The organism is Raineyella sp. LH-20, from assembly GCF_033110965.1.
Lineage (GTDB): Bacteria > Actinomycetota > Actinomycetes > Propionibacteriales > Propionibacteriaceae > Raineyella.
Map to the genome: position 1 here is coordinate 570108 of NZ_CP137003.1, position 11972 is coordinate 582079.

The following is an 11972-nucleotide window of genomic DNA, read 5'->3' on the forward strand; positions in this document are numbered from 1 at the left end:
CCCCGGTGTCCCTGCCGTCAGGCCCCGGTGTCCATCGTCGACAGATCGCCGACGTCCTCGCCGAGCGCCTGCGCCTTCAGCACGCGCCGCAGGATCTTGCCCGAGCGGGTCTTCGGCAGCGAGTCGACGAAATCGATCACGTCCGGCTTGGCGATCGGGCTGAGGTGCTGGGCGACGTGGCGACGGATGTCCTCGGCCAGTTCCGGGGAGCCCTTCAGCCCGGCCCGCAGGATGGCGAAGGCGTGGATCGCCTGGCCCTTCACCTCGTGCGGCAGGCCGATCGCGGCCGACTCGATCACGTCGGGGTGGGAGTTCATCGCGGCCTCGACCTCGGCGGTGCCGATCCGGTGGCCGGAGACCTTGATCACGTCGTCGGTCCGTCCGACGATCCACACGTAGCCGTCCTCGTCGACCCGCGCAGAGTCACCGGTGAGGTAGGCACCCGGGTACTTCGACCAGTACGTGTCGAGGTAGCGCTGCTCGTCCTTGTAGAGGGTCCGCAGCATGGCCGGCCAGGGGTGCTTGAGCACCAGCATGCCCTCGGTGCCGGTGGGCACCTCGTTGCCCTCGTCGTCGAGGATCGCCACCTCCTGTCCGAAGAACGGCTTGCCGGCCGAGCCGGGCTTGAGCGGCATCGACGGGGTCGGGGTGACCTGGAACATGCCGGTCTCGGTCTGCCACCAGGTGTCCATGATCGGGCTCTGCCCCTTGCCGACCACGTCGTGGAACCAGTGCCAGGCCTCCGGGTTGATCGGCTCGCCGACCGAGCCGAGCAGCCGCAGCGAGGACAGGTCGTGGCGATTCGGCCAGGCGTCGCCGAAGCGCATCAGCGAGCGGATCGCCGTCGGGGCGGTGTAGAAGATCGAGATGCCGTAGTACTCGATCAGTTGCCACCATCGGTTGGGGTAGGGGAAGGTGGGCCCGCCCTCGAACATGAACGAGGTGGCCCCGTTGAGCAACGGCCCGTAGAGGCCGTACGTGTGGCCGGTGATCCAGCCCGGGTCGGCGGTGCACCAGTAACGATCCTCGTCGCGGACGTCGAAGACGTACTTCGTGGTGGCGTACGCCCCCACCTGGTAGCCGCCGTGGGTGTGCACGATGGCCTTCGGGTGGCCGGTCGACCCGGAGGTGTAGAGCAGGAACAGCGGGTCCTCGGCGTCCACCGCGACGGTCTCGCACCGGCCGTTGGCGATCGGCAGCGAGGTGAGGTCGTGGTACCAGTGGTCCCGCAGCGGGTCCATCTCCACCTCGGTGCCGGTGCGGCGCACCACGATGACGTTCTCCACCGTCGGGGAGAACCGGATCGCCTCGTCGACGATCGCCTTCATCGGGAAGACCGATCCGTTGACCCAGGACCCATCAGCGGTGATCAACAGCTTGGAGGCGGAGTTGTCGATCCGCTCCCGCAGCGCGTCGGCCGAGTAGCCGCCGAACACCACCGAGTGCACCGCACCGATCTTGGCGCAGGCGAGCATCGCGAACCAGATCTCGGGGATCCGCGGCAGGTAGATGGTGACGATGTCGCCCTTGACAACGCCCATCGCCTTCAGGACGTTCGCCATCCGGTTGACGTTGCGGTTCAGTGCGTGGAACGAGAAGGTGCGAGGGTCGCCGCCGCCCTCGGGCACCCAGATCAGCGCGAGCTTGTTCTTCCGCGGTCCGCTCAGGTGGCGGTCGACGGCGTTCGCGACGATGTTCGTACGACCCCCGGTGAACCACCGGAAGAAGGGGGCATCGGAGTCATCGAGTACCTGGTCCCACGGCTGGGACCAGTCCAGTTCGGCGGCTTCTGCGGCCCAGAATCCCAGCGGATCCTGGCCGGCGTGGGCCGCGAAGGCGGCGTGGTCGGCGACGCGGGTGCCGGCCAGCACGGCAGCGGACGGCGGGACGAACTCTCCAGGGGCAGAGGCCACGGTGACTCCTTCGTCAACGCGTACAGCCCACGGGCCCGATGCCCGGGGGTTCCTGTACGTGGAACGGGGAGCACTTTAGTGTGTCCCGGGTCACCCGTGAAGCCGTTTCGAATCCGGGTGACCGGGGACACACATCAGAGCGGAGGCGGCGGGATTTGAACCCGCGATGGGATATAAGTCCCAAACCCGCTTAGCAGGCGGGCGCCATAGACCGGACTAGGCGACGCCTCCGAGCACGAAGGGCCTGCAACAGCCCCGAGTACCGAGGGATCATGCTACAGATTCCGCCCCGAGCGGTCCAACCGGGCCACCGGGGCGTGCCGGCCCTGCTGAACGGGGCATTAAGGGATCCTGCTGAACGGGGCGTTACATTGGGGAGAACTGATTCTTGACGCTCGGAGCACCCATGGACCCCCAGCACGACCGGCTGCGCGCCAACTCCTTCGTCGGCGCCACCGGATGGACCGTCCTGACCGCCGCGGTGCCTGGCGTCGGGCTCATCCGGGCCGGTCACCGCCTGCTCGGCAACCTCGTCATCACCCTCGTCGTCGGCGCCGCCGTGGCGCTCGGGGTGGTGATCGCAGTCCGTCGCGAGTGGGCACTGGCGTTGATCGTCGACCCGATGTTCCTGCGCGTCGCCGGGGTCGCGTTCGGGGTCGTGGGGCTGGGCTGGGTGGTGACCATCGTCGCCGTGCACCTGCAGCTCCGCCCCCTCCCGGTGCGCCGGTGGGAGCGGGTGGTGGGCTTCCTGATGGTCGCGGTGCTCACCTTCGCCGTCGCCGCCCCGTCGGCCGTCGGCGCCCGCTACGCCTGGTCGCAGGCCGATCTGGTCCGGGCAGTGTTCGGCGGCAACACCGAACAGACCGCCGGCACCGTTCCGCAGGCGTGGAAGGAGAAGGGCCGGCTCAACATCCTGTTGCTCGGCGGCGACTCCGGCCCGGACCGCACCGGGATGCGTACGGACACCGTGATGGTCGCCTCGATCGACACCTCCACCGGTGACACGGTGCTCTTCGGCCTGCCCCGCAACACCGCCCGGATGCCGTTCCCTGCCGGACCGTTGCGCAAGGCCTACCCGAACGGCTGGTACGACGGCTACAACGGCGACGACCCTGAGTACTTCCTGAATGCGCTCTACGAGTTCGTGCCCCAGCAGCATCCTGAACTCTTCCCCGACTCCACCCATGCCGGCGGCGACGCGATGAAGGCGTCCGTCGGCGAGGCACTGGGGATCCCGATCGACTACTACGCGGTGGTCGACCTGGCAGGCTTCGAGCGGCTGATCGACGCGATGGGCGGGGTCACCGTCAACATCAACAACTACATCCCGATGGGCGGCAGCACCGACGCCCACGTGCCGCCCAAGCAGTGGCTCTCGCCGGGCGCCGAACAGCACCTCACCGGCAACCAGGCGCTGTGGTACGCCCGCGGCCGTTACGGCTCCGACGACTTCCAGCGGATGAGCCGGCAGCGCTGCGTGATCAGCGCCCTCGCCGACCAGGCCAACGTGCCCAACCTGCTGAGCCGCTACGAGGCCATCGCCCGCGAGTTCCAGGGCGTGGTGCTCACCGACATCCCGCAGGCGGATCTGCCGTCGGTGCTCAACCTCGCCCTGCTGATCCGGGCCGGCAACATCCGCTCGATCGTCTTCACCAACGACGTGGCCGGCTTCCGCTCCGCCCGCCCCGACTTCCCGCTGATGCGCACCCAGGTGCAGGCGGCGATCCAGGAGTCGCTCGTCAAGACGCCCGACACCGCCGCGCCCGCGCCGAGCACCCCGACGCCGACGCCGACGGCGACGGCGACCCCGAGCTCCCGCACCACCCCGGCGTCGACCCCCTCGCCGACGCCGGCCCAGACCAGTGTCAACGTCCGGTCGGTCTGTGCGTACGACCCGGTGGCCGCCCAGGAAGCGACCACCAACCCGCCGTACTGGGTGAAGTGACCGGGCCCGCACGGTGATCGCGGCGCTGAGGTCCTGGTTCGTCCGCCACCCGATGGTCGGCGACGCCATCATCGCCGCCCTGCTCTCCCCGTTCCTCCTCGGCTCGACGACCGCCCTGCACGAGCAGGGCCCCGAATGGCCCTACCTGCTGTGGGGCGCGGCCTACCTGCTGCCGCTGCTCGTCCGGCGGACCCACCCGGAGTGGGCCGCCCTCGGGCTGATCCCGGCCCATCTGGTACAGCTCGCGGTGACCGGCCAGCCGACCCCCGCCAACGTCACCGTCCCGATCGTGCTGCACGCCGTCGCGGCCCGGACCGAGCCCCGCCGGGCCAGGCTCTGGCTGCTGGTCGCGGCCGTGGCCTCCGTCACCGCGGGGGTCGACTGGTCGCTGACCCGTGGCCACGAGTATCCGACGACGATCGTGGCCAATGCCCTCGGCTGCTTCGCGGTCTGCGCCGCCGCCTGGTTCATGGGCCGGCTCCGCGCCGAGCGCCGGCGCACCGAGCTCGCGGTGCAGCGGCGGGCCGCCGGCGAGGAACGGGCCCGGATCGCCCGGGAGATGCACGACGTGGTCGCCCACTCGTTGTCCGTCATCGTCGTGCAGGCCGACGGTGGCGCCTACCTGGCCCGGCTCCACGGACAGGACGCAACCACCCTGGAGACGGTCGCCGCGACCGCCCGCACCGCGCTGGCGGAAACCCGCCGCCTGGTCGGCGTGCTGCGCGACGGCGCTGACGGCCCGGCCACCCTGGAGCCGGAGGCCTCCCTGGAGTCCATCCCCGACCTCGTCGCGGCCACCCGGGCGACCGGCCTTCCGGTGACGTACGCCGAACGGGGCGACCCCGCCACCCACCGGCCTCTCGGGGCGGGGGCGGAGCTGGCCGCCCACCGGATCGTCCAGGAGTCGCTGACCAACGTGCTCCGCCATGGCGGCCCGGACGCCACCGCCGACGTCACCCTGACACACTCGCCCCAGGGCCTGCGGATCGCCGTGGTCAACACCGGACGCCGCAGCACCCCCGACGGCCGGGGACATGGGTTGATCGGGATGCAGGAACGGGTCGCCGCCTACGATGGGGACCTGGTGGCCGGACCCCGTCCCGACGGGTTCGAGGTGATCGCCACCCTGCCTGCCGAGGAGTCCCACCCGTGACCGCACCCGTCCGTGTCCTGCTGGTCGACGACCAGGCCCTGGTCCGGGCCGGTTTCCGGATGGTGCTCGACGCCCAGCCCGACATCTGCGTCGTCGGGGAGGCCAGTGACGGGGTCGAGGCGGTCGCGCTGGCCGACCGGCTGGCCCCCGACATCGCGCTGATGGACATCCGGATGCCCCGCCTCGACGGGGTGGCGGCGACCCGCCGGATCGTGACCGAGCACCCGACCACCCGGGTGATCGTGCTGACCACCTTCGACCTCGACGAGTACGTGTACGCCGCCCTCGGCGCCGGCGCATCGGGATTCCTGCTCAAGGACGCCGGTCCGGAGGATCTGCTCGCCGCGATCCGGGCGGTGCACTCCGGGGACGCTGTGGTCGCCCCGTCGGCGACCCGCCGACTGCTGGACCGCCTGGCGCCACGACTGGCGGACAACGTGGACCTGCGCACCCCCGACGAGCGGTTGGCGGCGCTGACCGCCCGCGAACGGGAGGTGCTCGCCGTGGTCGGCCGCGGGCTGACGAACGCCGAGATCGCCGACGAGCTGTTCCTCTCCGAAGCCACCGTGAAGACCCACATCGGCCACATCCTCGCCAAGCTCTCGCTGCGGGATCGGGTCCAGATGGTCGTTCTGGCGTACGACGCGGGTCTGGTCCGGCCGCGCCCCTGACGGACCCGGGCCTGGTCCGGCCGCGCCCCTGACGGACCGTGTCGGTGGGTACCTCCCCTAGGTGATCCGGGCATCGATCCGACCGGCCCCTGGGGTGAGGTCCCCTACGACCCCGGGCGTATCCCCGGGCCCCGCCCGCCGACCGATGTCCCGGGGCCGCGGGCCGACAACAGTGGGCGCCATGACCACGATCACCGCGCCACCACGCGCCGCCGTACGCACCGCCGACCTGACCCGGATCTATGGCTCCGGCGACACCGCCGTACGAGCCCTCGACGGGGTGGACGTGGAGTTCACCACCGGACGGTTCACCGCGATCATGGGCCCGTCCGGTTCCGGCAAGTCCACTCTGATGCACTGCGCCGCCGGGCTGGACGCGGTCACCTCCGGACACGCCTGGATCGGCGACACCGACATCACCACCCTCAACGACCGCGACCTGACGGTGTTGCGCCGCGACCGGGTGGGCTTCGTCTTCCAGGCGTTCAACCTGCTGCCCACCCTCGACGCGCGGGCGAACATCCTGCTGCCGCTGCGGCTGGCCCGGCGGCGCCCGGACCGGGAGTGGTTCGACCAGCTGGTCACTGTGCTCGGGCTGGCCGACCGGCTCGACCATAGACCGTCCGAACTCTCCGGCGGCCAGCAGCAGCGGGTCGCGGTGGCCCGCGCCCTGGTCACCCGCCCGGAGGTGGTGTTCGCCGACGAGCCGACCGGGGCGCTGGACTCGGTCGCGGGCGCCGACCTGATGGCCTTCCTGCGCCGCAGCGTCGACGAGTTCGGCCAGACGATCGTGATGGTCACCCACGACGCGCACGCGGCGTCGTACGCCGACCGGACCATCCGGCTCGCCGACGGGCGGATCGTCGCCGACGAGGAGCGCTGACGATGCTGCGCGAACCACGCCGTCTGGTGGCGTCCCTCGTCACCGTCGTCCTCGGCATCACCTTCCTGGCGCTCAGCCTGCTGCTCGGCGACGCGCTGTGGGCCACCATGCGTGACCAGGCCGCAGCAAGTGTCGGCACCGCCGCCACGGTGGTCACCCTGCCCTCCGACGTCAAGCAGGGCACGGCACTGCCGCCCTCCGGCCTGGACCCGATCCGTACGCTGCCCGGCGTGACCGGCGTACGCGCCGGCGCCCGGGCGACCACCATGCAGAAGATCGAGGGACGCCAGGCGTCCCTGGTGCTCACCACCCTCCCCCAGCCCGACCGCTACCAGGTGCAGGAGGGCACCGTGCCGAGCCGACCCGGCGAGATCGCCCTCGACGCGACCACCGCCCGGGTCCGCCGGCTGGCGGTCGGTCAGGAGGTCGTGGTCACCCCGTTCACCGACGCCGGCCCGACCGCACTGCGTGTCGTCGGGATCCTCGCGACGGTGGACGACCAGGGAGAGGGCACCCCGACCGCCTTCGCGGTCCCCGACCAGGTCTTCGCGATGAGCACCACGCCGGGCTACGACGAGGTGTTCGTCGACAGTGCCGCCGACCAGGCGACCGTCCGGGACGCCGTCGCCGCCGTGCCCGCGGTCCGTGACGCCCATCTCACCGTCCGCACCGGCCATGACGAGATCGATGCACGGATCCAGGACTACACCCAGGGGCTCGCCCAGATGCAGGGCCTGCTGCTCGGCTTCGCGGTGATCGCCCTGGTGACCGCCACGCTCGTCATCACCAACACCTTCACCATCGTCGTCGCCCAGCGCACCCGGGCATTGGCCCTGCTGCGCTGCGTCGGCGCGACCCGGCGACAGGTGCTGCGCGACGTGCTCGGGGAAGCCCTGCTGGTCGGCGGCATCGGCTCGGTCGGCGGGCTGCTGCTCGGCGGCGCCCTCACCGCACTGGCGGTCCGGGTGTCCCGCGGCACCTCGATGGAACTGGTCGCGTTCACCCCGTCGTGGTGGAGCATCGTGGTGCCCCTGGTCGCCGGGGTCGTCCTCACCGTGGCCTGTGCACTGGCCCCGGCCCGGGCCGCGACCCGGGTGGCACCGTTGGCCGCGCTGCGTCCGCTGGAGCCGGTCGCTCTGCGCACCCGCGGCGGCGTGGTCCGGGCATTCCTCGGCACGGTCGGCGCGCTCGGCGGCACCGGCCTGCTGGTGTACGGCGCGGTCGAGAACGAGCTGGTGCCGGGGCTGGTCGGCGGCGCGGTCTCCCTGATCGGCGTGGTGGTGCTGGGCCGCTGGCTGGTGCCCGCGTGCGCCGCCGGGCTGTCCCGGGTCAGCGGCCGCCTCGGTGGGCTGCCCGGTGAACTGGCCGCGGAGAACGCCCGGCGCAACCCGCTGCGGGCCACTGCCACCGCCCTGCTGATCGGCACCACCATCGTCACCCTGATGCTGGTCGGCGCCTCCTCCGCCAGTCGCACCACGACGGCCGAACTGGACCAGAACTTCCCGGTCGACGCGATCGCCGAGCCGTCGACCACGATGTCCACTGCGACGTACGACCGGATGGCGCACACCGCGGGCGTTTCCGGCGCGGCCCGGGTGCCGATGACCACGCTGACCGCCATCGCCGACGGCAAGGACCACAAGGTCGACGCGGCCGTCCTGTCGACGGACGCGCGCCGGCTGCTCCGCGACGACCGGATGGTCGACGGACTGGGCGACGGCACCATCGTCGCGCCCCCGGACGCCGGCCTGGTCGACGGTCAGCAGGTCACCCTGCGGGGTCCGGGAGGGCAGACCACCGTCACCTCCGTGGTCGGGAAGGACCGGCTCGGGCCGGTGATCACCCCCGCCACTCTGCAGCAGGTCGACCCGCAGGCCGCCGCGATGATCTGGCTGCGGTTCGACCAGGGCGCCGACCCGGCGCAGGTGGTCGAGGACGTCAGCCGGGCCGCCGGCACCGAGGCCCAGGTCTCCGGTCTGGCCGCCCAGCGCGACGAGATGACCGGCATCGTGGACACCATGCTCGCCGTGGTGATCGGGCTGCTTGCGGTCGCGGTGGTCATCGCGGTGATCGGCATCGGCAACACGCTCAGTCTGTCGGTGCTGGAGCGGACCCGGGAGAGCGGGCTGCTGCGGGCCCTCGGGCTGACCCGCGGCCAGCTGCGCGGAATGCTCGGCTGGGAGGCCGTGGTGCTCGCCGCCATCGGCACCCTGCTGGGGATCGGGCTGGGGATCGGCTACGGCATCGCCGGCGTGCACGCGCTGGCGGGAGGTGTCAGTACGGTGCTGATCGTCGTCCCGTGGGGCCGGCTGCTCGCGGTGGCCGTCGTCGCCATCGCCGCCGGCTGGTTGGCCTCGGTCGCACCGGGAGCCGCTGCGGCCCGGGTCAGCCCGGCGCTTGCTCTGGCCGAGGAGTGACCCGGCCGGCTCTGCTCAGTCGAGCCGACCGTACGCCGCCCGCATCCGCTCGGTGACCTCGGCCGCCAGCCGCTCGAGCTCCGCACCCCGTGCCGGGTCCAGCAACGGGACCCGGTCGGGGTGCTCCTCGTCGTCGCGGGGGTAGAGCCGCAACTGGTCCTCGGTCACGGTGGCCCGGCTGATGTCGGTCCAGTGGTGCTCGCTGGTCCGCCCGAGCGCGGACAGCCGGTAGCCGCCGTCGTCGAGGCTGATCCGTACCCGGCCGCGGAACGCGACGATCAGGGCGAGGGTGAGCTGCACAGCACCGAGCAGCACCAGCACGATCGCGATGGCGGTCACCACGACATGCCAGTGCAGCCCGATCGCCGCGACCAGCACGACGCCGCCCACGATGAGCAGGCCGGCGGCGATGCCGAAGGCCCGGGCGGGCAGGACTGCGTCCAGGCGGTAGGTGTTCACGCGGCGAGAGTGGGATTCGAACCCACGGAACGGTCACCCGCTCGGCCGCTTTCAAGGCGGCTGCACTAGTCCACTATGCGATCTCGCCAATGAGGATCAGCCTCGATCCTAGCGAAGGCCGTGTGCGAGGCTGGGACCATGCTCATGCGCGCGATTCTCGCCCCCGAACCGGGCGGACCAGAAGCCCTGCAGATCGTCGAGGTGGACCGTCCGGAGCCGGGCCCCGGGGAGGTGCTGGTCCGCGTCGTCGCCGCCGGAGTCAACCGGGCCGACATCCTGCAGCGCCAGGGCCACTACCCACCGCCGCCCGGCCACACCGACGTGCTGGGACTGGAAGTCTCCGGCGTGGTGGCGGAGCTCGGCGAGGGTGTCACCGGGTGGCAGCCCGGCCAGCAGTGCCTGGTGCTGCTGGCCGGCGGCGGCTACGCCGAGTACGTCGTCGCGCCGGCCGGTCAGCTGGTGCCCACGCCTCCGGGGATCGACCCGGCCGATGCTGCCGGGCTCCTCGAGGTGGCCGCGACCGTGGTGTCCAATCTCGACCTGGCCCGACTGGCGCCCGGGGAGACCCTGCTGGTGCACGGTGGGGCGGGCGGCATCGGTTCGTTCGCCATCCCGTACGCGAAGGCCCTGGGCTGCACGGTGCTGACCACCGCCGGCTCACCGGAGAACCTCGACTACTGCCGCTCCCTCGGCGCCGACCATGCCCTCGACTACCACGAGGACTGGGTGGCCGCGGTCAAGGACGTCACCGACCGCCACGGTGCGGACGTCATCCTCGACATCATGGGCGCCAAGTACCTGCCGCTGAACGTCCGCGCGTTGGCCGTCGGTGGCCGGCAGGTGACGATCGGGCTGCAGGGCGGTCGCAAGGGCGAGCTGGACATGGGCGCGCTGCTCAACAAGCGGGCCAGCATCCACGCCACCTCGCTGCGGTTCCGGCCGGCGGCCGAGAAGGCGGCGATCTGCGCCCGGGTGGTGAAGGTCGTCTGGCCGATGCTCGCCGAGGGGATCATCCGCCCGTTGCGCACCGAGCGGGTGCCGTTCGCCGAGGTGCGCCGGGCGCACGAGCTGATGGACGCCCCGGGGCATCGGGGCAAGATCGTCCTGGTGCTGTGAGGTCGGCGGGACACGGAGCCTCCTAGACTCGACCCATGAGCGAGGAACGGCAGGACGGGACCCCGGACGGCACGAACGAGCAGCAGGTGCTGGCCGGTCGCACCGACGACGGTCGGGTGTACGTCGTCGGTCCCGAGGAGATGGCGGTGACCGGCGACCGGCCCGAGGGGCAGAACGGTTCCGTCACCGATCAGGTGGAGGAACCCGCCAAGGTGATGCGGATCGCCACGATGATCCAGCGCCTGCTGGACGAGGAACGGGCAGCCCCGCTGGACGAAGCGAGCCGACAGCGGCTGGCGGAGCTCCACGCGAGTTCCGTGACCGAACTGAAGGACGGCCTCAGCCCGGACCTGGCCGCCGAGCTGGAGCGCCTGGCCCGACCGTTCACCCCGGCGCACACCCCGTCCGACGACGAGTTGCGGATCGCCCAGGCACAGTTGGTCGGCTGGCTGGAGGGACTCTTCCAGGGCATCCAGACCGCGCTGGTCGCCCAGCAGATGGCCGCCCGGGCCCAGCTCGAGCGGGGCCGCCGGGAGCTGCCCGGCCAGCAGAGCCCGCTCGGCCCGCAGCACCCGATGCCGGGCCAGCAGGGTCCGGGCCAGAGCGGCATGTATCTCTGATCCGGTGACCCCGGCCACGCCGGGGTCACCGGACGTTCACCTGACCGACGTCGATCTTTCACCTGGTCAGGGAACCATCCCCACGTGTGCAGACGTCCAACCGAAGGACACCACCACACTGATACGTCACACGAGTAGGGGATGACCGTGAGCGTTTCTGTCACTGAGGCCGGGTGCGCCGCGCACCCGGAGCTGTACCAGCATCCGTTGCTGGAGGACGATCCGGGCCGCTCGGCCACCGTCGAGCAACGCCGCGAGCGGTCCGCGATGACCCGCCGGGCGACCGCCATCTGTGCGGGCTGCTGCTCGCTGCGGGACTGCCTCTACCGCGCCGTGGTGGAGCACGACGTCGCCGGCTTCGTGGCCGGCACCACCGAGCCGCAGCGCCGTCGGATGCGGGCGATGCTCGACGTGACGATCGGGGCCGACGACCTCGACTCGCTCACCGGGGTGTCCGCCTCTCCGCACCAGGTCAACCACGCCGAGATCGTCCGGCTGCGGGCACAGAACCCGCACATGTCCTTGGAGACGATCGCCCAGCGGCTCGGCTGCTCGCTGTCGACGGTCAAGCGGCACCTGCGCCGCGCCCGGGCCGAGGCCGCCGGCGCCCTGCAGGAGCCGGAACCTGGTGCGGAGGTCACCCCACCCAGCCCCGACGAGGTGATGTCGGCCCGGACGATCGTCGTGCACGGCGAGGGGGCGCGCCCGATCGGAGACGGCAAGGCCTCCCTGGTCGCCGCCTGACCGACGGGCCCGGATCGGGCGCCCTGGTGGAACGACTGACCCTGTGGACGA

The 11972-nt window shown here is 71.7% G+C and carries 10 protein-coding genes and 2 tRNA genes; 8 read left to right on the top strand and 4 right to left on the bottom strand.

The window, feature by feature from the left end; all coding sequences use genetic code 11:
• Positions 1–17 precede the first annotated feature (17 nt).
• Entirely contained in the window at positions 18–1913 is a 1896-nt protein-coding gene (gene acs / locus R0146_RS02490; protein ID WP_317691281.1) for an acetate--CoA ligase, read from the bottom strand.
• A 140-nt stretch (positions 1914–2053) separates the two neighbouring features.
• Positions 2054–2144: transfer RNA gene (locus R0146_RS02495), tRNA-Ser, on the bottom strand.
• 175 nt (positions 2145–2319) lie between these two features.
• Here R0146_RS02495 and R0146_RS02500 point away from each other — a divergent pair.
• The 5 genes from R0146_RS02500 to R0146_RS02520 all read left to right on the top strand — a co-directional run bounded on the left by R0146_RS02500 (position 2320) and on the right by R0146_RS02520 (position 8982).
• A complete protein-coding gene (locus R0146_RS02500) occupies positions 2320–3858 on the top strand; it encodes an LCP family protein (protein WP_317691282.1) in 1539 nt (512 codons plus the stop codon).
• A 13-nt stretch (positions 3859–3871) separates the two neighbouring features.
• Positions 3872–5011: a sensor histidine kinase gene (locus R0146_RS02505; RefSeq protein ID WP_317691283.1), complete on the top strand. Its 1140-nt coding sequence runs from the start codon at positions 3872–3874 to the stop codon at positions 5009–5011.
• Positions 5008–5682, top strand: a complete 675-nt coding sequence (locus R0146_RS02510; RefSeq protein ID WP_317691284.1) for a response regulator — start codon at positions 5008–5010, stop codon at positions 5680–5682. Before R0146_RS02505 ends, R0146_RS02510 begins: the two co-directional genes overlap by 4 nt.
• Before the next feature lie 181 nt (positions 5683–5863).
• A complete protein-coding gene (locus tag R0146_RS02515) occupies positions 5864–6565 on the top strand; it encodes an ABC transporter ATP-binding protein (protein ID WP_317691285.1) in 702 nt (233 codons plus the stop codon).
• A 2-nt stretch (positions 6566–6567) separates the two neighbouring features.
• The gene (locus R0146_RS02520; RefSeq protein WP_317691286.1) at positions 6568–8982 is read left to right on the top strand and encodes an FtsX-like permease family protein; all 2415 of its coding nucleotides are present in this window, start codon (positions 6568–6570) and stop codon (positions 8980–8982) included.
• A gap of 15 nt (positions 8983–8997) precedes the next feature.
• Here R0146_RS02520 and R0146_RS02525 read toward each other — a convergent pair whose 3' ends face one another.
• Both R0146_RS02525 and R0146_RS02530 read right to left on the bottom strand, forming a co-directional pair.
• A complete protein-coding gene (locus tag R0146_RS02525) occupies positions 8998–9441 on the bottom strand; it encodes a hypothetical protein (RefSeq protein ID WP_317691287.1) in 444 nt (147 codons plus the stop codon).
• A gap of 1 nt (position 9442) precedes the next feature.
• Positions 9443–9529: transfer RNA gene (locus R0146_RS02530), tRNA-Ser, on the bottom strand.
• 56 nt (positions 9530–9585) lie between these two features.
• Here R0146_RS02530 and R0146_RS02535 point away from each other — a divergent pair.
• The 3 genes from R0146_RS02535 (at position 9586) to R0146_RS02545 (ending at position 11921) form a co-directional block, all read left to right on the top strand.
• Positions 9586–10557 (top strand): NAD(P)H-quinone oxidoreductase, encoded by a 972-nt coding sequence (locus tag R0146_RS02535; RefSeq protein ID WP_317692322.1) that lies wholly within the window; start codon positions 9586–9588, stop codon positions 10555–10557.
• A 35-nt stretch (positions 10558–10592) separates the two neighbouring features.
• Positions 10593–11177 (top strand): bacterial proteasome activator family protein, encoded by a 585-nt coding sequence (locus tag R0146_RS02540; RefSeq protein ID WP_317691288.1) that lies wholly within the window; start codon positions 10593–10595, stop codon positions 11175–11177.
• Positions 11178–11324: 147 nt separating this feature from the next.
• Positions 11325–11921, top strand: coding sequence for a sigma factor-like helix-turn-helix DNA-binding protein (locus R0146_RS02545; RefSeq protein WP_317691289.1), 597 nt, complete (start codon positions 11325–11327; stop codon positions 11919–11921).
• The last annotated feature ends 51 nt before the right edge of the window (positions 11922–11972 follow it).